Origin of the sequence: Catenulispora subtropica, assembly GCF_039531675.1 — a bacterium.
In the GTDB taxonomy this organism is placed as follows: Bacteria; Actinomycetota; Actinomycetes; order Streptomycetales; family Catenulisporaceae; genus Catenulispora; species Catenulispora subtropica.
Map to the genome: position 1 here is coordinate 54159 of NZ_BAAAQM010000001.1, position 23280 is coordinate 77438.

The window sequence follows — 23280 nt, forward strand, 5'->3', positions numbered from 1 at the left end:
CGACATCGACATCGACCGATGACAACCACCCCACCCCAGCAAAACCTCACTCAGAGCACGGCAGGCGCCCAGTCCAGCCACGCTCCGTGCGGCCCAGCCGTGCCAAGAACGAAACACCGCTCGCGACCCGCCTGATACAAGACCGCCCCCAACGACTCGACACGCGGCGCCGACGGATCCGCCGCCGGCCGCCGAGTGAACAGTCCCAGGCCCACGGAGTCGGGTTCCTTCAGGATCAGCACCAGATCCTGCCGCGATCCCAGACCCCTGATGAGCTCGACGAAGCCGGCACGGGCGTCGTCGCTGAAGTGCGCCAAGGCGTTGGAGACGAAGACACACGGCACGGCAGGCGCCGACACCATGCCGACCGCCGTCGGCAGAATGTCGAGCGCATCGCCCTTACGCAGCCGCGCCGGATACCGAGCGGCCAGAACCAGCGCCGCGTCCAGGCGCGACCGGCGGTCGGCCTCCTCGGGCCAGACCTGTGCGCGGAGCCAGGCCCGCGTCTCGGCGTCAGCCGGATTCAGCGGGTTCAGGTCGAGACCGACCCGCGACGAGATACGGAGGTCCTTGGTGACAAGCGGCGCGAGCGTCTTCGCAGTCGCGGACCCCCGCACCGGGCACCGCAGCACCGGCGCCTGGACGGTGTCACGAGGATCGCTGCCCGCCGCGGGCGGCTGCTCCAACACCGACCCATCCCCGAACGCGTATTCATACCCGTAGCGGTCCGGGTACAGCAGCAGACCCGCGCTGGTCCCGACCTCGATCAGGCCCAGCGACCGCCCCAGCCCGGCCTGCGCCCAGCCGAACGCAGGCCGCAGCTGTGCGGCCCGCAGCGGCTCGTTGCTTTGGGTGTCCCGGGTCGCCAGCAGCTCCTGAATCCGGTCGCGATGGCCGAGCACGAACGCCTCGAAGACCTTCGGGAGCTCCGCGTCCGGCGCACGATCGCCGCCCAACGACGCGTAGTACGCCGCCAGCGGGTCGTCCACATGGTCGGCGAGCACGCGGTGCACGACGGCGAAGACCAGCGCCACGTGCCGATCGCCCGCCGCCTCGAACACGTCCCGCAGCCGCTCATCGCCGGCGATCTGCTCGGCCAACGCCGCATAGAGCGGCGAGGACACCGCCGCCTCCATCGTCGCGAACCTGCGGAAACTGTCGGCGCCCATGCCTGACACTGTAGATCGAGAACCGCCGCCGACAGCGAAGAATGCGCCGTCAGCGTGCCGAAGGCTACGAGGCGACGGTGAGGATGCCGTGCATCTGCGAGTGGAAGGTGCAGATATAGCGGTAGGTGCCCGGCGTGGTCGGCGCGGTGAACGTCCCGGAGGCGTTCGCGTTGACGGTCCCGGTGTCGAACGCGATGCTGCCCGAGGTGGGCTCGGCGGTGACGGTGTGGGCGACGGCGTCCTGGTTGATGACTGTGACCTTCGCGCCGGGCTTCACCTGCAGGTTCACCGGGGAGTAGAGGAACTTGCTGATGACGATCTGGGTGCCCGCGACCGGGGCGGCGGTCGGGCTCCCCGTCGCGGTGGGGCTCCCCGTCGCCGTCGGGGAGATGGCGGGGGACGTCACCCCGTCGAGCGGCGCGCTCGTCCCCGGGGTGGGACCCGACTTGCTGGAGCAGGCCGGCACGGTCAGCAGAACCAGGGCCGCCAGGACGGTGAGCTTGCGGGCGAGGCGGGGCACGGCGATTCCTCACTGGTGGATCGAGTTGCAGGCCAGACGAGGTTCCCAGCCGGACACGGCCGGACCGTGACAGAAACGTCCTTCACGCCGACTTGCCCGAGATTTTCCACCCGTCTGGGTCAATCAGGCTGGGCGCACGGACGGCCGTGCCCGTACAGGCGTTCCAGGGGCCTTCGCCGCTCCCCCTCGCTCCTTGCTCAGCCTGGGAGCCCAGCAGCCTGCGCCTTCTTCACCGCCGCAGCGATCAGCGCCGGATCGATGGACGATGCGGGGGCCTCGATGGCACTGAGCTTGATGGTGACCAACGTCCCTCCGACGCGGGCGACCGCGGTCAGGTCGTAGCCCGGCTTACCGTCGCCGTCGAAGTCGTACTCGACGCAGTCGACCCCTGACAGCACCGGGGCCGTGATCGGCTTGACCACGTATGAGGGATCGTTTCCGGCGTCCTTGGCCGAGAACGGGCTCTGGCACTTGGTCGCGAGGTCGTGGAAGCCGCTCATGAGGGCTGTGGCTTCCTCGGTCCCGTAATACTCGATGCTCTCGCCGATGAACGACGATGCCTTCCCGGGAGACTGCCCGGCGATGTCGATCGTGGCCGACGCCCTGGGCTGGGAGATGTCGCGGTCACCGTCGAACTTCGCAGCCAACTGGTCCATCGGGGCGCAAGAACCCTGGGTCTTGTACATGTACATCCCGACGCTGTAGTCGAGGACGTTCTTGTCCTGTGTGTAGCCCGACAGGTCGCCGTCGGCGATCAGGGCCTTCTTGAGCTGGTCCTCTGTCGGGACGCCAGCGGCGGAACCGGTGGAGCTGCTGTGTGCGCCCGCAGCCGGCGCGCCGCCGGTCGCGCCGCCGGTCGATCCGGACGTCCTACCGAGCGTTCTACCGGCGTCACCTTGAGACAGCGTGGTATCGGTACCGCTCTTTCCGCTGCCCGATCCGCTCGCCCACCACGCGATACCGCCAGCCACGAGCACGACCGCCACGGCGCCGGCGAGGATGCCGTTGCGCGCGCTGGAGTTCCCGATTCCCGAGGTGATCGCGGGTCCGTTGCCTACGGGAGAGGAAGTCGCCGCAGTGCCCACGAGGGCACCGCTCTCCAGCGCTTCCGCCATCGCCAGCGCCTGCACGGCCGTCGGCCGCGCTCCGGGCTCCTTCGCCAGCAACGCCCCGAGCAGCGGCTCGAGCGCCCCCGCAGACCGCGGCGCCGGCGGCTGCTCGAACAACACGGCGGTCAGCGACCCGGTCGGAGTGTCGCGGTGGAACGGCGAGAACCCCTCGATCGCCTCGTACAGCGTCGCTCCCAGCGAGAACAGGTCGGAGGCCGCCAAGCCGTCGTCGCCGCGGGCCCGTTCCGGGGCCACGTACTCGATCGAGCCGAGGAACGCGCCGGTGGCGGTCAGCGCCGTGTCGGCCTGGTGCACGGCGATGCCGAAGTCGCCGAGCAGCACGTGGCCCTCGTCGGTCAGCAGCACGTTCGCCGGTTTGACGTCGCGGTGCACGATCCCCGCGGCGTGCGCGGCGGCCAGCGCCTTGAGGACGCCGCCGCCGATCCGCGCGACCTCGGCCGGTGGCAGCGGGCCCTCCGCCTTGAGCCGTTCGTGGAGCGACCGGCCCGTGACCAGCCGCATGACGATCCACGGGGCGCCGTCCATCACCACATCGTGGATCGCGACGATGTTCGGGTGGTCGCGCAGCCGGGCGGCGTTGCGGGCCTCGCGCTCGGCGCGGGCCAGCCGCTCGGCGCGCTCCGCGTCCTCCATCGCCGGCGGCAGCCACACCTCCTTGACGGCGACGTCCACGCCCAGGACCTCGTCGCGGGCCGACCACACCCGCCCGAACCCGCCGGAGCCGAGCTTGCCGATCAGCCGGTACCGGCCGCCGATGGTCCGCCCCGCCCTCGTTTCCCCCGGTTCGCCTGTCACGGCTATGTCATATCATCCCGCGATCAACCGGAAGGTGACGGCGGGGCGGTGATCAGGTGCTCGCACAGCCCGTGCGATTCAAGACCCTCACTGTCGCCAGGCCGTCGCCCCGGTGACCGCTTCCGATTCTTTGCCAACGCTTTACAACCGGCTCGCGGTCCCGGTCGTCTCTCCGCGTGATTCGCCACCAGCGAATCCCCGACGGATCGATCGAATGGAGCGCCCATATGCGTACTCGAAGGTTGCTCACCACTCTGGCCTGCAGCGTGGTGTTGGCCGGGGCCGGAGCGGAGACGGCGTTCGCCGACAGCACCCCCACGACGCAGCCCACCACCACGTCCCCCACCACGGCCCCGCCCCCGCCCCCGAGCGCGCCCACAAGCAGTTCCACCGCTCCCAGCGCTGTACCGAGCCCCGTCGCCTCCCGACCCACGACGCCGAGCGCCCCGGGCGCCATGCCTCCTCCGCCGTCCTTGGCGGGCGGCCGCCAGATCCCCGCCGTGCCGTCGGGCGCGCCGAACACCGGCGTGCCGACGGTCAGGTCGGACCACCAGAATGAGACCGCAGTGGTCGGAGGCTCTCTGGTGCTACTCGTCGGCGGCACGGGCACCTTGGTGCTCCGCCGCAGGCGCAAGGCCCAGGGCTGATCTTGCGGTCAACCTGGACACGTGGGTGGCCGGCTCTGCTGGCCGCCCTCATGCTGGCCTCCGGCTGCGACGCCGCTTCGCAAACGTCCGCTCCGCCGTCGGCGGCCTCCTCCACGACGGCTACGACAGTGGGCAGTCCGTCAGGCGGCCTGACAAGCACCCCGGCGGCAGGCTCGAAGACCACCGGCGGGATCGCGCGTTCGGTGCCCGTACGTCTCCAGATCCCTGACATAGGTGTCGACACCCCGGTGATGTCGCTCGGCCTGGCCGCCGACGGCACAGTCGAGGTGCCGCCGATCAAGTCGGACAGCCCCGCCGGCTGGTACCGCGGTTCGCCCACTCCCGGGCAGACCGGCCCGTCGGTGATCCTCGGTCATGTGACAGTCGGCCAGTACGGGGACGGCGTCTTCCGGCAGTTGGCACAGCTGCACCCGGGCGCCCGGGTGCTGGTCCGGCTGGAGGACGGCGCCTCGGCGAACTTCGTCGTGGACTCCGTGCGGACAGTCGCCAAGGACCAGTTCCCCACCGAAGAGGTCTACGGGAACGTCGACCGGCCTGAACTGCGTCTGATCACGTGCGGGGGACCGAAGACCGGCGATGGTTACCGCGACAACGTGCTGGTCTTCGCGTCCCTGTCCGGCACCGCGGGATAGGGACGGGGTTCGCCGGTGGGTTCCATCACGTTCCGAGCATCTGGAGAGAGTTGAGCCGGTTCAAGGAATCCGGAGAGAAGAGTCGGGCGGCGTCCGACCTGTTCACCGATCTCTACCCCAGCCTCGCCGGGTGGTGCCGCCGTCTGGTCGACGACGACGGCACAGCGCACGAGATCGCCTCCGAGGCGTTCACGCGCCTGTGGGGGCACTGGACCGCCGTGCGCGAACCCCGCGGTTTCCTTTACGTGACGGCGGCGAACCTGGTCCGTGACCATTGGCGCCGACTGGATCGCGAGCGCCGCGCGCTGCGGCAGGTCACGACTGAGGCGGAATTGGCTCGACAAGGGGAGGGCGACGACGCGTCCGTACCGGTGCGCCTGCTGGTGCGGTCGCTTCCGGAGCGGCTCCGCACGCCGGTTCTGCTGTATTACTACGCCGACCTTCCCATCCGGGAGATCGCTCAGATGACCAGGCGCAAAGAAGGAACGGTCAAATCCGATCTACACGCGGCACGGGAACTCCTGCGCGCCGGACTCGGAGGACATCTTGATCACACTCATTGAGCCCGCTGACGACGACGGCGACAGCGATGGCGACGGCGACGGCGAACTCGCCGCGCTCCTGCGTCCTGGTGCCTTCGTACTCGCGCCGCCGCCGGGAGCGTTCCAGCAGATTCGCCGCCGCGCCGCCCGTCGCCGTCTGATGCGCGCCGTGGCCACGGCCGGCACAGGCGCGACCCTGGCTGCCGTGGCGATCGCCGTCGTCCTGTGGCCTACAGGGACGGCGTCTGCGCCGGTGCCGATATCGCCGCTTGCACCGCCGGCTCAGACGGCTGACCAGACGACCGGCCAGACGACCGGCCAGACAAACGGCCAGGCGACCGGCCCGGCAACCGGCTCTTCCACCGCCCCTGCGGCTGCGTCACCGTCAATACCGGCGCCCAACGTCCCTATAACCCAGCATTCCAGCCCCGGCAAGGTGCACGACGGCCCCCCTTCGACCCCGATGGCTCCGCCGCCGCCGATCAGCGAGCCTACGAGAGCTACTACCACCCGCCCCCTCGTCGGCCCGACTCCGACGGCTCCCACGACTCCGACCGCCCCCACGCCTTCAACGATGCGCCGATGAAGTCTTCATGCGCGGAACCATCAGGTCACAGCGGCGTCCCGTCGACGAGAACGACTCTCCCGTTGAAGTCGACAGTGTAGAGAGCGATTCCCAGTTTGCTCCGCACCTCGGAGGTGACTCGCTGTGCGAACCGGACGACGGTCCCGGCTACCACGAGCGCGTACGTGGTGGCCGGATCGTCCGTGATCCTGCGGAGGAGCCGCCCGTAGCCGCTGTCGAGGTCAGCGCTCGAATCGCGAGTGAACCCCTTCGCCTCGACGATCAGCCGGCGGCCGTCGGGGTGCCGGGCGTCGACGGCTGGGTAGTCTCCGTGCGAGGGGAGGTCCTTGCATTCCCAGCCCTGCTCGACGAGCCACGCCGAAAAGACCTCGACGACAGTGGCTTCGGAGCCGGGCCCGCTGATGGGGCTCCACAGATTCGAACTCGACACGCCCGAAGGATATGCCGCTGTGCTCACCCTCGACCTGCACCCGATCTTCCGGAACACGCGCGCCGTCGACCTGGCCTTGCGCGAGATCGTGTTCAGGGCCGCCGCGACGGGCGAGGACGTCGTCGAGATCATCCCCGGCAAGGGATCCGGCCAGTTGAAAAGACGGGTCCTCGCCTTCCTGAACCAGCCGCAGATCAGGAAGCTCTACGCCAGGGTCGAGACGGATGCGGGCAACGCTGGCAGGGTCCTGGTCTACTTCAAGTAGTGGCGGGCCCGCCCGATGGCCCGCGCTGTCACCCGAGAACCGTCAGGCGGCCGGGTGCGGTCATCATCATCGGCGTCCGGTACTCCATGGCGACGGACTGACCCTCGCCGACGTCGACCGTCGCCCCCGCCTCGCAGCAGCGCGCCTTGGTGATGTACTTGAAGTAGATCTTCACCTCATGCCGGCCCGGCGCGACGGAAATGGTGCGCTCGCCCCACGAGCCTTGTTGAGGCGTCCCATCGACCTCGATGGTGAGCTTGGTCATGTAGAGCAGCCACGCCATCGGACTGTGCCGTCCGTTGACCCGGATAGTGGCCTCTTCCGCCATCTTGACTCCATGAATATCGACTCGGTGGGTGTCCCGTCAGCGAGCGCGAGAGACCTCCCCGAGTCTCGCGTCTGCCCGGCAGCCCCAAAACGGCGAAACCACGTAGTGGACCACGCAGATCGCGGTCGCCGTCGAGCGTGACCACCCCGCTCTACAGGACCAGCATGAGCGTCCCGTCGGGCCCGGTCTCGATCCGCGTCTTGAAGCGCCCGCTCGTCTCCCCCAGCATCCGCTCCAGCCACAGAACGTCCTCCGGCAGGGCGTTTTCGAGCCGCATCCGCCGGGCCCGCACGGCCCGCATGGTGAGTCCGGCCAACTCACCGCCGGACTGGTGCACCGTCGGGAAGTACAGCAGGCGCAGCTCACTGCGGAACTCCTCCTGCCCCGGAATGCCCTCGTAGTCGTTGACCAGGTCTCCGCAGCCGTACAGGATGAGCCGCCGCCGGTAGACCTCGATCGGCCGGGGGTGATGCGACGAATGCCCGTAGACGACGTCCACGCCGCCGTCGACGAGCCTGTGGGCGAAGCGGACCTGGTCATGGGACATCTCGAATCCCCAGTTCGAGCCCCAGTGCAGGGAGACCACGCAGATGTCGCCGGGGCGGCGCACAGCTCCCAGGCGTTCGACGATGTCATCGGCCACGGCGTCCGCCAGGCTCGGCGCGAACCAGACCCCGGAGCGGTCCCGTTTCGCGGCCCAACCGTCCGGAACCCCGGCTGAGGCCATCGCGCAGGCCGCCACGATGACCCGCCCGCTCGTGCCCGGCACGGGCACCACCGCCGGCCGCCGGGCCTCCTCCAGGTCTTCCCCGGCCCCGACCGTCGCCAGCCCGGCCCCGGCCAGGGCGCTGAGCGTGTCGCTCAATCCGGTGCGGTCGAAATCCAGCACGTGGTTGTTCGCCAGCACGCACACGTCAGGCCGGGCGACGACGATAGCCGGCAGGTTCCGCGGGTTCATCCGGTAGTGGATGCCCTTGCCCTGCACGAAGTCGTCCGCGCCGGTCACGGCGGTCTCCAGGTTGATCACCGAGACGGCCGGTGCGACCTGTGCCAGCGTGACGAGCGCGTCGCCCCAGATCCACTCGAACCCCACCGGGAGCGGGATCGGCCCGTTGACCGCTTCGGCCAGTTCCACATAACGGCGTGCGTCCCGGACCCAGTTCTCCCGCAGCAGCGGATCGCCCGGGTGCGGCAGGATCTGGTCGATCCCGCGCCCGGTCATCACGTCGCCGGCCAGGAACAGCCTCACCGTGCCGTCGGCACGGCCCGCGGTCGCCGGACGCAGTCCATCGATCACCGTTCAGGGGCCTTTCGCCTGCTTCCCAGTCTACGGCCGAAGGTCGTCGACGCCTCTCGGCTGTTCGGGCGACGTGCCGCTGCGGCGGCCGCCCACGGCCGCTGAAAGGTCGAACGGTCAGATCGTCGAGGTCGGATTCGGCTCAGCCGCCGCGAGCAGCCGCTGTCCGAGCTGCCGCACACACGCGCGGATTTCGGGGCCGCCGATGATGCGGAAGCCCGCCGGCAGCCCTGCGAGCTGTTCGGCATACCAGTACGGGTTGCCGGTACTGCCCACCAGCCGACACCGGTCTGGGCCGTTCGGCTCGACGCGGCCGAGCATCCTCGAAACACGCGGGGCCAGCTCCTCGGCGGCGCAGTCGACCTCGATCTCGACCGCGTACTCCCACCCGACCGACAGATGCTCCTCCAAGGTCCGGACTGGATCGAGATCGACCGGCGGCTCAAAGGGATCATCGAGGACCAGGACGTTCCGCATGCGGTCGATCCGATACGCTCGGCGGCCGTTCGACGTGCGCGACCAGCACAACAGGTACCAGCAGCCGTGCCGGACGACGATCGACCACGGATCGACCTCCGCCTGCCACTCCCGGCCCGCCTCGGACCGGTAGTCCAGCCGCACCCGGCGACGCTCCACGCTGGCCCGCACCAACGTCGCCGCGCACTCCGGGTCCGGACGCACCGCGGCACGATCCGGCGCCGCCGCCGCGGCCCGCCGCACCGCCTGCGCCTGCGCGGCCACCGGCTCCGGCAACGCGCGCACGATCTTGCCCAGGGCCCCGCCGACCAGTCCGGCCGGATCACCGGCGTCGTGATGGCCGTCGAGCACCGCCATCACCAGAGCCAGCGCCTCCGCGGCGGTGAACGTCAACGGCGGCAGCCGCAAACCCCGCCCGACCCGGTACCCCCCGTACCGGCCGCGCTCGGACTCGATCGGGATGCCCGCCCCGCGCAACGTCGCCACCGCCCGCCGGGCCGCCCGCTCCGAAACGCCCAGCTTCTCGGCGAGCCGCTCAGCCGTGATCCCCGGCCGGCCCTGGATCACCTCCAGCGCCACCAGCGCCCGCACGGCCGGGCTCGCGTTCTCATCCGCAGACACCGGGCACACTCCCTTTTCGGCGTCGAACCCGGACGCAGAACGTCCGGAAACGATCCTACGGTGCTCAGCATGACCCACCACGACCCGGCCACACCACACATCACCCGGCTCGACCTGGACTTCCCCCTGACCGACCCCGCCGTCGACGCCGGCGAAGCCGAGATGCTGCAGTTCGCCCTCGACCGCTCCCGCACCCTGATCGCCTGGAAATGCGGCGGCCTCGACGCCGCCGCCCTCCACCGCCCCCACCTCCCGTCGGCCATGACGCTCGGAAAGATCCTCAAACACCTGGCCGTCGTCGAAGCCCGCTACACCATCGACTTCGACGGCGACCGGCCCGGCGCGCCCCTGGACACCCCCGAAGCCCAGAGCGACCCCACCTGGGCCTGGCGCACCGCCCCCGACGACACACCCGAGCACCTCCAGACCCTCTGGACCGACGCCGTCCGACGCTCCCGCACAGCCCTGCGGACCGCCCTCGCCAACGGCGGCCTGGACCAGCCGGCCAAATACACGGCCACCGACGACGGCGCCTCCCCCAACCTCCGCCGCATCGTGGTCGACCTGATCGACGAATACGCCCGCCACCTCGGCCACGTCGACCTCTTCCGCGAGGCGACCGACGGCCTGGTCGGCGAGAACCCGCCATCGCCCCTCAGTCCCCCGGCATGACCGGACGACAGGGGCGGGGGAAACCCTCGAAACCGATGGTGGCAGCCCTGCGCCACCAGCCGCTAGCGTCGACGACATGGAGTCCGACAGCATCAGCACCGAGCAGCGGCTGGCCGCGATCGAGGCCAAACTCGATCTTCTCCTGGCCCGCCTCGGCATCGACGAGGGCGCCGCCTACGGCTTCACCACGCTTCCGCCCACCGACCACCTCCCCGCACCCATGACGGACCCCGTCCTCGATCTGGTCCGCGGCGACATGCCGATCCAGGCCATCAAGCTCTACCGCGAACGAACCGGCGCGAGTCTGCGTGAGGCGAAGGCCGCGATCGACGCCCTCAAGGCGAGGGTGAGAGCCGAGCGCGGGTGACCGAAACCGTGGCGGCTCAAGGCGGATCCAGCTGCCCGCACCGCGCAGGGCCGAGCGTTCGTCCGTTTCGGCCCAGCGGACGGTGGCAGTCCTGCGCACCTACGAGTGCGACATGGCGCTGGCCGGCGGGGTAGCGCTGCCGTGCATCAGGTCAGCCTGCATCGCTGAGTGAGTACGAGGTCTCACAACCCGTGCCTCACACCAGTCGGTCAGCGGTGGCCGCCGCTTGTGCGCGTACTGCGGCCAGGAACCTGGGCGATGCCAGCTCCGGCCAATCAGGCTCCTCACCGTTCTCGTCTTCATCCTCGTCCTCGTTCTCGTCGCCGGCGGCGGCGGCGGAGTCTTCCTCCGCCAGCACGGCACCGACGACATCGTCGACCTCGGCCAGATCGAACGCCTGGATGGTCTCCTCGTCGTCGAGCTCCGACTCGTACTCCCGGTACAGCAGCATGCAGGCGTAGATCCCGGTCAGCAGGTCCTCCAGCAGATCCGGTGCCGGCCGGGAGGTGTCCAGCGGCGTGGTGCGGATCTCGGACAGCAGCGTCCGCAGCAGCTCCTCGTCGTCATCGCCCTGTTGTTCGGCGTTCTCGGTGGCTTCGGTGAGCGCGTCCAGCAGCCCGGGCAGGTTCGGGATCTTGCCTTCGGCGATGTCCACGGCCTCGCCGATCAGCGCGGTGACCGCATCATGCGGGCTCGCCCCGGCCTGCATCATCGCCAGCACCATCGACGGCGTCGCGACCGGCACCTCCTCGATGTCATCGGCCGCGACCACCACCTGCGTCACCTCATAGCCGGAAGCCGCGGCCGCCACGGTGGCCGCCGCGTGCAGCCAGTGCGCGGCGGCCACCGCGGCCGAAGTCGGATCCACAGCCGTGAACAACTGCGCCCCGCCGAGCAGCTCCTCACGCAGCAGGGCATCGGCGGCGGCGACCTGCACCGGCGAGGCCGAAGTCCTCGACAGCATCACCGCCTGCACCGCCCGGCCCGACAGGTCCCCCAGCTCGGCCTGCTCCACCGCCGCGAGCTCCGCAGCCGCCTGCGCCCGCACCGCGGCGGCGAACGCCTGGTCACCGATCGCGTGCACCGCCCGGCCCAGCCGGTGCGCGCTCTCGGCGACGACGCTGTACTCCACGATGATGCCGCCGCCCGCATCCGGCAGGTTCGGCTTCTCCACGGCCTCCAGGACCCGGTCGAACTCCTCGCGCTCGCTCTGGCGCCGCCAGCCCTCGGAGTCGTCGGTCATATCGTCGCCGGCCGCGGCTGCCGGATGCGTGTAGCAACGCCACAGCGCCCGCGACAACGCGTCCAGGCGCGCCGCCACCGACAGCGCCGCGTCCACCGACACCCCGGCGGGCAGTGCGGCCACCGTGAACCCCACATCGCCCGCGCCCGTCGAGTACGCACCGACCAACACCGAACGCTCGACATCCACCGCGTACCTGGTCAAAGCAGCCTCCACCGGTGCGACCCGCGACCCGACCCGTTCGCCGGGATCGTGCCACCCAGTGGTAACAGCCATGTCCGGAATCCGAAAAGTCGTATCGGTCGACACCCGAACCGGTGATCGGCGCCGACGGCCCCGTCGACCGCCCGGCAACCGCACCGTTTCGCGACGGCATGCCCTGTCGGTGACGCATGTTATGAATATCAGAGTACGCCGATACTCGTGGGAGATGACCGCAACACCCGTCTTGGCTCCGATGTCCCGATCCAAGAAGGGCCACCGTCGCAGCGAGGAGGACCGCGTGATACCGGACGTGACGAGCAGCTACCGCGGGGATCCGAAGCGAGCCGACCTCGGCGGCCTCGTGAACCCGCACGGCGAGACGGAGAGCGAGAGCGAGTCCGTGAGCGTCATCCGTGCGAGTGACGGACTGCGCATCAATCTGTCGTCGCCGCACCTCGGGCATCCCGACAAGCCCGGGCTGTGGGAGGAGATCCATCTCGGCAACACCCGCAACGGCGAACTGGTCTGCGGGAAGGGGCACCCCAAGTCCGTGCGGCAACGCGCCGACGGCAGTCGCTGGGCCTACCATCTGAACAAAGGCGACAGCGCCGCCCACGGCCCGAGCCCGGAGCACGAAGCGATGGCCGAATGGGTCGCCGCGAGCGCGACTCGCCGCGGGCTCCGGGCCGACCTGGAACACAGCTCCGCCGCCGGAAGGATCCGCAGCGACGTCTACATAGACGGCGGCGCCCATGGAATCCGGCTCGGTGTGGAGATCCAGTACTCCCCGGCAGGCGCCAGCCCGTTCAATCCCCGCTCCGCCGTCAGTCGCACCACGAGAATCATGAAGGCCGGCGTCAGCCCTCTGTGGGTCGCCCCCTCTCGCAACCGGACCGGCATCGCCGAACGGCTTCCGAGCGCCATCACCAACGATCTCCCCATCGAGGTGATCCGTTCCACCGGAACGATCGAGGTGGTGTCCGGCCCCGGCCAGTGCGACCTTCAAGAACACCGCACCAGCCCCGACGCCTGCCCGAAACGCCGAGGCCGCCGCTGCACCGGATGGCATCCGCGGATCGTCCCCATGCAGCACGAGCTCGGCAGCATGATCGAGAAGGCCGCGGGCGGTGAGCTGATCATCATCCGGCGCCGGGCCCGGCTCCTCGGCGGCGGCACGGAATCCAGGCTCCACTATGTCCCGCCGGCCGAGCGGGACAAATATCTGGAGCACGGTGGGCTCCTTGAGGAACCGCTGCCCACGGAGCACACGGTGCGGTCGCGGCCCTCGGCACAGCCCGCCCGTGATTTCACCGACAAATGTTCTTGGGGCCCGGTGACCGAACCCGTCGGGACCGCGATTCAGGACTACAGCGACCGGCGCACCCTGGAAAAGATTTGCGCCTTCACCGCCCGCGGCGGCTGCCAGGGAGAGGTCCACTTGTACATCAACGGAACGTGGTGCCTCGGCCATCGGCCTTGAGCGATCTGCGGCTGTACTACCAGGATATCAATCGCAATCCAGGTTCACCCATTCGCTACATGACAGCCACGAATGCGGCAACTACGCTGACTTGCATAACTTTATCAAACGCACCGGCTTATCCCCCGTGTTCGTTCCCGACCTCAGACTGAGCGCGATGTTGGCAACACGGAGAATCGCGTGCTCTCGCACGTTTTCAGAGTTGTCAATCCAGAGGCAGGTACCATCCCATGCGCGTTTCGGTGATCGGATGCGGTCACTTGGGGGCTCCCCACGCTGTTGCGATGGCAGAGCTCGGCCACGAAGTGATCGGGGTCGAGCTCGACGCGGACAAGTGCCGAGCCCTCAGCACAGGCGCCGCACCCTTCTATGAGGCCGAGTTCCCCGAACTGCTGGCCAAGCACGTCGGCTCCGGAAGGCTGCGATTCACCACGGATCTCGCCAGGGCGGCGGAATTCGCCGAGCTGCACTTCCTCGCCGTGGGCACACCGCTTCGGGAAGACGGCCGAACGTATGACACCCGCTACCTCACAGGCGTGCTGGAGTCGCTGGTGCCCATGCTGCGCGAGCCGTGCACCATCGTCGGCAAGAGCACCATCACGATCGGCACGGTGGCCGCACTCCAACAGATCATCGACGCCCGCGCGGAGACCGATGGCATCGATCTGGTCTGGAACCCGGAGTTCCTGCGCGAGGGCCATGCCATACAGGACAGTCTGAGCCCCGATCGCATCGTGGTGGGCTTGAGCTCCACCGCCGCACAGAAGGCGATGGAGGAGGTGTACGCGCCCATCCTCGCCCGCGGCGTGGAGATGATCGTCACCACCCCGGCCACGGCCGAGATGATCAAATCGGCGGCGAACTCCTTCCTGTGCGTCAAGATCTCCTATATCAACGCCTTGGCTGAGGCCTGCGGTCTGATCGACGCCGATGTGAACGCCGTCGCCCACGCGATCGGCATCGACGAGCGGATCGGGCACGCCGGGATGCGGCCCGGCATCGGCTACGGCGGCGGCTGTCTGCCCAAGGACATCGCCGCTTTCTCCCATCGCCTCGGGCAGTTGGGCGCCGGCCGTGCCCAGGCGCTGCTGGAGTCGGTCCAGGACATCAACTCCGCGCGCGTCGCCGGTGCGGTCGACCTGATCGAGCAGGCGTACGGCGGTCTCCTGGCGGGTGTGCCGGTCGCCTTCCTCGGAGCCAGCTTCAAGGCCGGGACGAGCGACCTGCGCTACTCGCCCGCGCTGGCGCTGGCCGATCGGCTCACGGCCCACGGCGCGCGGCCCGTGATCTACGATCCCCAGGCCGTGGCGGGCGTCCGACAGCTGCGCCCCGACCTGATCTGTGCTGACGTGGTCGAAGGCGCCCTCACCGGCGCCGAGGTGGTGGTGATCGCGACCGAGTGGCCGCAGTTCACCAGGGATGCCAAGCTGCCGGCGAAGGCCGGGGCATTGGCCCGGGGGCGGGTTCTCGTGGACGTGCGCAATGCGGTCGAGGCCGACCCCTGGCTGGCGAACGGGTGGCACGTGTGGCAACTCGGTCGCCCCGCGCAGCACCCGGAGTGCGATCCGGTGCCCGCCTCGGCTTGCCGCTGAGCCCGGGATCGTGTGCCGCGTCATCGCAGGCAGGCAGGCCTGATGTCGAAATCGCTCTGTTGAGCCGGACGGCGCGCCTCACGTGATTCAGGTGGCTAAATCTCTGTATAACGGTACTCGTCGTCCGAACTTCATCTCCGTCCTGAGTCATCGGTTCGGTAGTAGACCGATCGGCGAACACTCGCCGCTGGAGGCTGGCATGCGAATCGTCGTGACTGGCGGCGCGGGTTTTCTCGGGTCTCACCTGTGTGAAGCCCTTGTCCGGCGCGGCGATACCGTGCTCTGTCTCGACGATCTGTCGACGGGACGGCTGGAGAACATCGAACACCTCCGCCATCTGGGGTGCGAGTTCGTCCGGGCGGACGTCACGCGACCGATCGACGTGACCGGCGACGTCGACGCGGTCGCCCATCTGGCCAGCCCGGCTTCACCGCCGGACTATCTGCGCCTGCCCCTGGAGACGCTCGCGGTCGGCAGTCGTGGAACCGAGAACGCACTGCGCCTGGCAAGGCAGCACGGGGCGCGTTTCATCCTGGCCTCGACCAGCGAGGTGTACGGCGACCCCCTGGTGCATCCGCAGCAGGAGGACTACTGGGGCAACGTCAATCCGATCGGTCCGCGCAGCGTGTACGACGAGGCGAAGCGGTTCGCGGAAGCGGTCACCACGGCGTACCGGGGCCTGTCGGTGAACACCGGGATCCTGCGGATCTTCAACACGTACGGCCCGCGGATGCGTCCCTGCGACGGGCGCGTGGTCTCCAGCTTCATCGTCCAGGCCCTGTCCGGAGAGCCGATCACCATCTACGGAAGCGGCGACCAGACGCGGAGCTTCTGCTACGTCGACGATCTGGTCCGCGGCCTGGTGGCGATGATCGACTCCACCGAGGCCGGGCCGCTCAACATCGGCAACCCGCAGGAACGGACGGTCCGGGAACTCGCCGAACTCGTCCTGTCGATCACCGGGTCGTCCTCGGCCATCGAGTACTTCCCCCTTCCGCAGGACGATCCGACGCGTCGACAGCCGGCCATCGCCCGGGTGCAGGGTGCCCTCGGCTGGGCCCCTGAGGTTCCGATCGAGGAGGGCCTGCGGCGCACCGTGCAGTGGTTCGCCGCACGTCCGGATGCCGTCGCGGCGGCCGCTCGCTCATTGCGCGGCGCCCAGTCGGACCCGGAACGCGACCGCGCGGCGACCGATCCGTCGCCCGCCCAGGCTCACCTCGTGTCGGCCGACGAGCGAGCCGTTCCTTCGCGGGCCTGAGCGGAAGTCGTGATCGTGCCCGGCGCGGCGAGCGCATCGGCCCCGCGTACCGGGACGTGATCGCGAACCGGCTCACCCCTGGCCGCCGGTGCGGCCGTACCACTGTCCCCACCGGCCCGCGACGGGTGTGGCCGCAGTCGCAGGGAGCGTGACGTCATGACGCTACTGGAGCCGGTCCGCGAATCCGGCCCCGAAGAGGACATCCTGGCCGTCTCACGCGGCAACGTGGTCCAGGTCCGGCCCGGAGGTCCGGTGTTCGGACCGCCGAAGCCGGAGCGGGCCCTCCGCGAGTCGCTCTTCGTGTCGACGCTCGGGTCCAGGGACCGCACGCTCGTGGCGCTGCTGTCCGTAGGCTGGCTGATCTGCTTCATCGCGTTCTGGCTCTGGTGGCTGGAACCGGGTCACCGGGTCGGAACCTTCGGATTCATCGTCAACAGCGTGATCCTGCTCTATTTCACGAGCGTCCCCGTCTACTTCATCGTGGCGGTGACGTATCTGCGCCAGATCGACCCGGCCATCGAGGTACCGGCGCTGCGCATCGCCTTCGTCGTGACCAAGGCACCATCAGAGTCCTGGTTCACCGCCCGGAACACCCTCACGGCCATGCTGACCCAGGATTGCGTCGTCCCCTACGACGTCTGGCTGTGCGACGAAGCGCCCGACGACGAGGTGCGCACCTGGTGCGCGGCCAACGGCGTGCGGCTGTCCACCCGCTTCGGAGTCGCCGAGTACCACCGCGACACCTGGCCGCGGCGCACGAAGTGCAAGGAGGGGAACCTGGCGTACTTCTACGACCACTGGGGCTACCAGGACTACGACGTCGTCGCTCAACTCGACTGCGACCACGTGCCCGCCCCGACCTACCTCTCCGCGATGGTCCGCCCGTTCACCGATCCGGCTGTCGGCTACGTCGCCGCTCCCAGCGTCTGCGACCTTAACGCCGCGAACTCCTGGGCGGCCCGAGGACGCCTGTACCGCGAAGCGACCTGGCACGGGCCGATCCAGTTGGGCCACAACGTGGGCCTGGCGCCCATGTGCATCGGATCGCACTACGCCGTGCGCACCGAGGCGTTGAGGGACATCGGGGGCCTCGGTCCGGAACTGGCCGAGGACTTCTCCACCACCTTCCTGCTCAACTCGGCCGGCTGGCAGGGCTGCTTCGCGATCGACGCGCCCGCCCGCGGCGAAGGGCCGCTCACCTTCGCCGACATGCTCACCCAGGAGTTCCAGTGGTCACGCAGCCTGACCACGCTTCTATTCGCCCTCTTCCCGCCGCATCTGCGACGATTGAACCTTGGACTGAAGCTCCGCTTCGTCTTCGCGCTTTGCTACTACCCGTTGCTGACGGGATCCACGGCCGCGGGGCTCGCCTTGCCCGTGATCGCCGCTGTCGGTGGCGTCCCCTGGGTCAAGGTCAACTACCTGGCGTTCCTCGCCCATATGGGCAGCCTTTCGATCTGGCTGATCCTCCTGGCGCTGCTGTTCCGCCGGCGCGGACTGCTGCGTCCGCAGTCCGTCCCCCTGGTCAGCTGGGAGAACTGGCTGTTCACCTTCACTCGCTGGCCGTACGTCGGCCTGGGAATCGTGTGCGCCGTGATCCAGCAGGTCCGGCCCCGCCAGCTGACGTTCCGAGTGACGCCCAAAGGCGGCGCTGGTGTCCAGCACCTTCCCACCAGGCTGACCGCGCCGTACACGGTCATCTCCTTGGTGCTGTCGCTGGCGGCGCTGACGGGAGAGCGGTTGTCGCCTACCGTGGGCTACGTCTTGCTGTGCATCCTGGGGGCGACGTGCTACTGCATCGTCGGGCTCGCCGTGCCACTGCTGCATGCCAAGGAAGCCGGACGGGCCTTCGGACTGCCGGTCACGGCGGCCCTGCGAACCGCGCGGGGCTCGATCTGGATCGGGATGATCGCGATCGTCCCCCTCGCGCTGGCCATCGCAGGCTACCCCGCCTACGCGATCAGAATTCTGGGTTGGTGACTCATGACCACGTCCGCGACTGTTCTGGTGACGGGAGGCGCCGGCTTCATCGGGAGCCACACCTGCGTCGAACTGCTGGAGCACGGCTACGAAGTGATCGTCGTCGACGACCACTCCAACAGCTCTCCCGCGGCCCTGCGCCGTGTGGAGAAGATCGGCGCACGCCCTCTGCTCGCGGCCTACCCGCTCGACATCCGCGACGCGGAGTCGCTGGACCGCCTCTTCCGCGACCACCGCATCGACGCCGTCGTGCACTTCGCAGCGAAGAAGGCCGTCGGGGAGTCCGTGCAGATTCCGCTCGACTACTACGACATCAACGTCGGCGGACTGGTGACCCTGCTGCGCGCCATGCATCGGCACGACGTGCACCGGCTCGTGTTCTCCTCCTCGTGCTCGATCTACGGCGACGCACGCCCCGTCCCGCTGGACGAACACGAGCCGCCGCGCCCCACCAATCCCTACGCCCGTTCGAAATCAATGTGCGAGGAGATCCTCGCCGACGCCTGCGGGGCCTGGCCCGATCTGACGGTGTTCGCCCTGCGCTACTTCAATCCGGTCGGCGCCCACCCCAGCGGTCTGCTCGGCGAGGTCCCCACAGGGGTGCCCAACAACGTCATGCCCTACGCGATGCAGGTCGCCATCGGCCGACGCGACACCCTCCACATTTTCGGCGACGACTACAACACGCCGGACGGAACGGCGGTGCGCGACTACATCCATGTCATGGACGTCGCCGACGGCCACCGCGTGGCGATTGAACATCTGTGCTCTGAGCAACCCTCGTCACAGCCCGGGCGGCACATCCTGAACCTCGGCACGGGTGTCGGGACATCCGTCCTGGAGCTGGTGGCCGCCATGAGCAGAGCCTGCGGGCGCGACATCCCTTACGAGATCGTCGGCCGCAGGCAGGGAGACGTCGCTCATCTGGTGGCCGATCCCGGGGCCGTGCAGCGCGCATGGGGTTGGCGCACGACCCGGGACCTCGCCGCCATGTGCGCCGACGCCTGGCTGTTCCAGCAGCTCAACCCGGACGGGTACTCAGCCTGACCGGTCGAGCCGGCTCGTCGCACTGACTCGTCGCACTGACTCTTCGAACCGACTCTTCGGACTGACTCTTCGGACTGCCGAGGCTCAGCCGGTCACGGCAACCGGCTGAGCAGCGCCCGCGGTGGTGAAAGCGCCCAGTGGCGTGCCGAAGTAGTCCACCAGCCCTTCGTCGACCGCGAACCGCGTCCGCAAGTCCGGACTGCGTCCCGCGATCGGCGAAGTGGCGCGGGGAGTCGGCACCGGCGTTCCGGTCGGATCCCATCCCGGCGCCGGAACCAGCACCAGATCAGGATTGAGATCAAGACCCACGGGCTGGGGCCCGGCCATCTCCTGTCCGGTCCGTGCGCTCCAGGCCTGCAGCGACCCGAAGGACTTGGTTCCCCAGGCCACCACCCACCGCGCCCGCCCCGGAACGTAGTAGTCGTTGCCCTGGAGAGTGACCTGCTTCGCCGAGAACGTGTCGGAAGAGGCGATCATCCTGCCGCCCTCGGACTCGAAGATGTTGTCGCGAAGCGTCACGCCTTGCAGGCCGGTCTCGAACCGCACCACGGGCGCCTGCTTGCCGACGCCTTGGAGCACCACGGTGTTGTGATAGACGCTGATGTCCGTGAGTCGGCCCGCCAGCACGAGGCTCGCGTAGTTGAGCGGCCTCCGAACATCGTTACGGCTGATGTTGAAACGAACCACGTTGCGCGCGAACGCACCATTGTCCTTGCCGGTGTAGAGCAGGTAGCCGGGGCCGTCGTTGTCGTGCGAATAGTTGTACTGAACGACCGAGTCGGACACGTTCTGGTCCAGATCGAAGCCGCCGCCGTCGGTGAGACCGCCCGTATGGTTGTCGTAGGCCACGTTGTGCTGGAGAACGACACCGGTGGAGTCGTACGCCCAGATGCCGACCGGCCCTTCGCGCGAGTCGCAGTTCGCACCGTTGCCGTACGCGACCGAATGTTCCACGACCGCACCACGGACACTGCCGAGATCGATGCCGCTCCCGGTGTTGTGCAGGTGGTCGAGAGCGTTGCCCAGGTTGGCGAAGGCCCGGACATTGGAGATGAACAGGTTCTCGTTGGCGTAGCGCGGCTCGGCCGCATCGAACGGCGGACCGTAACTCCTCAGCCCGCTGTCGCCGTTGTCGTGCAGCAGGCTGTCGGTCACCCGTACGTCTCGAAACCCTGCACCGACGACGCCGCCTCCCACTGAGACGCCGACCCGGAAGCCGGACACGTCGACATCGGACACGGACACATGCTCGAGTTTGGGGCCGTTCGGCAGGTCGCTGAAGAGCGCGATACCGCTCGCGGCGCCGCTCGACGGGCCTCCGCCGATCACAATCAGGTCTCTGATATCGATACCGGCGGTGTCGTAGACGCTCACCCCCGGATCCCCGGAACCGACGATGGCCGCCCGGCCGCTGCCATAGGACCCCACGATCACCGGTTTGGCCGGATCGCCGGCTTCACCGCGATGGAAGGTGAGACTACCGCTGAAGCTCGCACCGCCCTGCAGGAGCAGCCGTTCCCCCGGCTGGAACACATGATGGTCGGCCTGCGAGAGCGAGTGCCACGCCTTCTTCGGCGAGGTGCCCTCGTTGGAGTCCTTCCCGTCGGCGGCGACATAGAAGGTTCGAGGACCAGAGACGTTCATACCACTCAGATATGGCCAGGCCACATGGAAGGTACCCGCGATCAGAAGAGCCACGACGAACACCGTCGCCAGCGCGCGCCGCCGAGTGGCGTCCCATCGAGGGCCACCCGCGGAATTCTTCGGCGCAGGGTCCGCCGACTGTGGCTGCTCCGCCTCGCCCAGGGAAGCCGCCTCCGAATCCCGCTCGGCCAGCGTCTCGCTCACCAAGCCTCCTCGCGGTCCATGGCGGTGCTCCTGCCAGCGGATCAGGAAGTTCCACCCCTGGGCACCGACCGTTTCACAGTCCTAATCTCCCAGGATGTTCGCATTCAGGAGTTATGAGACACGCGGTGGAAGGGGCATTATTTTGTCAGTCTTCGCGCGGGGTGACAGGGAAGCTGCCGCACACCCCGTCTTCGGCCGTCATCACACCGCCCGTTTCGAGGCGCTTGGTCGCCAGATGGGCCCGGGACTGCCAGCGGGCGATGCCGCGCGGCCAAGAGCGGCCGGCGCACCGTGGCTCCTCCGGGAATCCTCGTTCTGCGACCCGACGGCCACCTGTTCTTCGAAAACGCCAGCCGAGTCTGCGGCGCCGTCAAACGTCCGCCCTCGGCCGTAGCGGTACTGACAACAGACTTGATCCGCTGATCCATACGCAGGATTTCCACGCGCGTCGCGCCGGGGAAGCCCAGCGGCGCGGGATGGCCTGGTTAGCGTGGAGCGGCATACGGCGTGAGAGCGTGGGAGGTGGTGATGTGCAGGCAGCGGGGACGCCCACCACCGCGTCACGTCTGCCGATCATCGTCGGACTCGCCATCGCTTTCACGATCACCGTCCTCGACCCTTTGATCTTCAACCTGAACATGCCACGGGTGATCCGTGACCTCCAGGTGCCGCCGCAGGCCATCGGGTTGCTGAGCGGCGCCGCCACCCTGGTCATGGCCTCCGCTGTGCTGGCCGCGGGCAACCTCGGGGACACCGTGGGGCTGAAGCGGCTGCTGATGCTGGGACTCGGAGTCGTCACGGTCGTCGACCTGCTCTCCGCGGTTTCCCCCGGCTACGGCTTCCTGCTGGCCATGCGCTTCCTGGACGGGCTGGGGATGGCCCCGATGCTGGGTGTGCCGCTGGCTCTGCTGAATGTGTCGGTGCCGCCGGAGAAGCGGCCGGCGGCCATCGGCCTCCTGATGGCCTTCGTCGTCTTCCTGAGCGGCACCGTCCCCGCCGTCACGGGCTGGGCGGTCGCGGCCGGCAGCTGGCGCTACCTTTTCCTGATCACCCCGCTGTTGTCGCTGGTCTCCCTCGGGCTCACGGCCCGGTATGCCGAAGAATCGCCCCTCCAAAAGGGCCGTCGCGTCGATGTGGTCGGCGTCGTCCTGATCGGGGTGGCTCTGCTGGGCCTGGTCATCGGCCTCGCCGCGGCGCAGAACGGAGTCCTCCGCTTCGTGACCTGGGTACCGCTGCTGATCAGCGCGGTCGCCTCCGTGGTTTACGTGCGTCACTCACACCGCGCCGCGGAACCCGCCCTGGACCTGACCCTGTTGCGCAGAGGACCGTTCAGCGTGGCCCTGGCGGCGACTCTCACCCTGAATTTCCTCATGGCAGGCCTCGGCATCGTCCTGGGGCAGTTCGGCGGCGTGGTGCTGTCGCTGTCCCCCGAGGCCATCGGCCTGCTGTATCTTCCCGGCACGTTGCTGGTCGCCGGTGGCGTGACCCTGGCCGGCCGACTGGTCAAGAAGCACACCCCCCGCCCCGTGATGATCACCGGTCTGCTGATCCTGGCGGCCGGCGGGCTGCTGCTGGCGGCCACCGCCGGTCCTGCGATGGCGGTGTGGCTGCTGGTCATGGCCACATGGCTGTCCAACCTCGGGTCGATGGTCACTTCCACAGCCGTCTCCGAGACGGTCCTCTCCCAGGCCCCGCCCGGACGTTCCGGCACGGTGGCCTCCGTCCAGATGGCGTTCGCGGTGACCGGCGCCGCGTTCGGGCCCACCGTCTACTTGCTGCTCTTCAACGCCTTCTTCCGCCGACACTGGCAGGCGGACGCCAAATCACGCGGCATGTCGGTAGCCGAGGCCACGCAGACCGTGGACGCGGTGCGCAGCGGGATGGAACAGAACCCGGGTGGCACGGGATACGACCCGAACCTGCTCCGGCAGGCTTCGGGACTGGACCTGGGACTGGACTTCACCGATGGACTGCGGCTCACCATGCTGATCGTCAGCATGCTGCCGCTCGGCGTGGCGCTGGTGGCCTATTTTCGGATGCCCCGCCACAAGGAGCCTCAGGAATAGGTGTGGCTTATCATGATTTAATAGAAGATTTCGGAATACTCGGGCGAAAGGGAAGGGTCGTCA

General features: G+C 68.8%; 21 protein-coding genes. 12 read left to right on the forward strand and 9 right to left on the reverse strand.

Annotated features, from left to right (window positions below):
- Positions 1–50 precede the first annotated feature (50 nt).
- From ABD466_RS00220 to ABD466_RS00230, 3 genes are all read right to left on the reverse strand, one after another.
- The gene (locus tag ABD466_RS00220) at positions 51–1169 is read right to left on the reverse strand and encodes a DUF2332 domain-containing protein (RefSeq protein WP_344654803.1); all 1119 of its coding nucleotides are present in this window, start codon (positions 1167–1169) and stop codon (positions 51–53) included.
- A gap of 64 nt (positions 1170–1233) precedes the next feature.
- Complete coding sequence (locus tag ABD466_RS00225; protein ID WP_344654804.1) at positions 1234–1689, reverse strand: cupredoxin domain-containing protein; 456 nt, start codon at positions 1687–1689, stop codon at positions 1234–1236.
- A gap of 197 nt (positions 1690–1886) precedes the next feature.
- Positions 1887–3614 (reverse strand): serine/threonine-protein kinase, encoded by a 1728-nt coding sequence (locus ABD466_RS00230; protein ID WP_344654805.1) that lies wholly within the window; start codon positions 3612–3614, stop codon positions 1887–1889.
- A 227-nt stretch (positions 3615–3841) separates the two neighbouring features.
- Here ABD466_RS00230 and ABD466_RS00235 point away from each other — a divergent pair, with 227 nt between their 5' ends.
- From ABD466_RS00235 to ABD466_RS00245, 3 genes are read left to right on the forward strand one after another with little or no spacing between them, the layout of a single operon-like run.
- A complete protein-coding gene (locus ABD466_RS00235) occupies positions 3842–4261 on the forward strand; it encodes a sortase-dependent protein (RefSeq protein WP_344654806.1) in 420 nt (139 codons plus the stop codon).
- Positions 4262–4263: 2 nt separating this feature from the next.
- Positions 4264–4914, forward strand: coding sequence for a class F sortase (locus ABD466_RS00240; protein WP_425558494.1), 651 nt, complete (start codon positions 4264–4266; stop codon positions 4912–4914).
- Between the two features lie 50 nt (positions 4915–4964).
- The gene (locus ABD466_RS00245; RefSeq protein ID WP_344654808.1) at positions 4965–5477 is read left to right on the forward strand and encodes an RNA polymerase sigma factor; all 513 of its coding nucleotides are present in this window, start codon (positions 4965–4967) and stop codon (positions 5475–5477) included.
- 590 nt (positions 5478–6067) lie between these two features.
- On the opposite strand, the gene ABD466_RS00250 is transcribed toward ABD466_RS00245, so the two are convergent.
- Positions 6068–6472, reverse strand: a complete 405-nt coding sequence (locus ABD466_RS00250; RefSeq protein WP_344654809.1) for a hypothetical protein — start codon at positions 6470–6472, stop codon at positions 6068–6070.
- A gap of 19 nt (positions 6473–6491) precedes the next feature.
- Between ABD466_RS00250 and ABD466_RS00255 the strand changes: the two genes are divergently transcribed.
- Positions 6492–6737 carry a Smr/MutS family protein gene (locus ABD466_RS00255; RefSeq protein ID WP_344654810.1) on the forward strand — a complete coding sequence of 82 codons (246 nt, stop codon included), beginning with the start codon at positions 6492–6494 and terminating at the stop codon, positions 6735–6737.
- 28 nt (positions 6738–6765) lie between these two features.
- On the opposite strand, the gene ABD466_RS00260 is transcribed toward ABD466_RS00255, so the two are convergent.
- The 3 genes from ABD466_RS00260 to ABD466_RS00270 form a co-directional block, all read right to left on the reverse strand.
- Positions 6766–7065: a hypothetical protein gene (locus tag ABD466_RS00260; RefSeq protein ID WP_344654811.1), complete on the reverse strand. Its 300-nt coding sequence runs from the start codon at positions 7063–7065 to the stop codon at positions 6766–6768.
- 151 nt (positions 7066–7216) lie between these two features.
- Positions 7217–8362, reverse strand: coding sequence for a CapA family protein (locus ABD466_RS00265; protein ID WP_344654812.1), 1146 nt, complete (start codon positions 8360–8362; stop codon positions 7217–7219).
- Positions 8363–8479: 117 nt separating this feature from the next.
- Positions 8480–9460, reverse strand: coding sequence for a helix-turn-helix transcriptional regulator (locus ABD466_RS00270; protein ID WP_344654813.1), 981 nt, complete (start codon positions 9458–9460; stop codon positions 8480–8482).
- A 69-nt stretch (positions 9461–9529) separates the two neighbouring features.
- On the opposite strand from ABD466_RS00270, the gene ABD466_RS00275 reads away from it, so the two are divergent.
- Entirely contained in the window at positions 9530–10132 is a 603-nt protein-coding gene (locus tag ABD466_RS00275) for a mycothiol transferase (protein ID WP_344654814.1), read from the forward strand.
- Positions 10133–10208: 76 nt separating this feature from the next.
- Complete coding sequence (locus ABD466_RS00280; protein WP_344654815.1) at positions 10209–10499, forward strand: hypothetical protein; 291 nt, start codon at positions 10209–10211, stop codon at positions 10497–10499.
- Between the two features lie 196 nt (positions 10500–10695).
- Here the strand turns inward: ABD466_RS00280 and ABD466_RS00285 are convergent, their stop codons facing one another.
- The gene (locus tag ABD466_RS00285; protein WP_344654816.1) at positions 10696–12018 is read right to left on the reverse strand and encodes a hypothetical protein; all 1323 of its coding nucleotides are present in this window, start codon (positions 12016–12018) and stop codon (positions 10696–10698) included.
- A 181-nt stretch (positions 12019–12199) separates the two neighbouring features.
- Between ABD466_RS00285 and ABD466_RS00290 the strand changes: the two genes are divergently transcribed.
- The 5 genes from ABD466_RS00290 (at position 12200) to galE (ending at position 19303) form a co-directional block, all read left to right on the forward strand.
- Complete coding sequence (locus tag ABD466_RS00290; RefSeq protein ID WP_344654817.1) at positions 12200–13426, forward strand: competence protein CoiA family protein; 1227 nt, start codon at positions 12200–12202, stop codon at positions 13424–13426.
- Between the two features lie 230 nt (positions 13427–13656).
- Complete coding sequence (locus ABD466_RS00295) at positions 13657–15018, forward strand: UDP-glucose dehydrogenase family protein (protein ID WP_344654818.1); 1362 nt, start codon at positions 13657–13659, stop codon at positions 15016–15018.
- 199 nt (positions 15019–15217) lie between these two features.
- On the forward strand, positions 15218–16276 hold the full coding sequence (locus ABD466_RS00300) for a UDP-glucuronic acid decarboxylase family protein (RefSeq protein ID WP_344654819.1): 1059 nt from the start codon (positions 15218–15220) through the stop codon (positions 16274–16276).
- 156 nt (positions 16277–16432) lie between these two features.
- On the forward strand, positions 16433–18256 hold the full coding sequence (locus tag ABD466_RS00305) for a glycosyltransferase family 2 protein (protein WP_344654820.1): 1824 nt from the start codon (positions 16433–16435) through the stop codon (positions 18254–18256).
- Positions 18257–18259: 3 nt separating this feature from the next.
- A complete protein-coding gene (galE, locus tag ABD466_RS00310; protein WP_344654821.1) occupies positions 18260–19303 on the forward strand; it encodes a UDP-glucose 4-epimerase GalE in 1044 nt (347 codons plus the stop codon).
- Positions 19304–19387: 84 nt separating this feature from the next.
- Here the strand turns inward: galE and ABD466_RS00315 are convergent, their stop codons facing one another.
- Positions 19388–21151, reverse strand: a complete 1764-nt coding sequence (locus tag ABD466_RS00315; protein WP_344654822.1) for a right-handed parallel beta-helix repeat-containing protein — start codon at positions 21149–21151, stop codon at positions 19388–19390.
- Between the two features lie 530 nt (positions 21152–21681).
- Here ABD466_RS00315 and ABD466_RS00320 point away from each other — a divergent pair.
- Positions 21682–23217 (forward strand): MFS transporter, encoded by a 1536-nt coding sequence (locus tag ABD466_RS00320; protein WP_344654823.1) that lies wholly within the window; start codon positions 21682–21684, stop codon positions 23215–23217.
- The last annotated feature ends 63 nt before the right edge of the window (positions 23218–23280 follow it).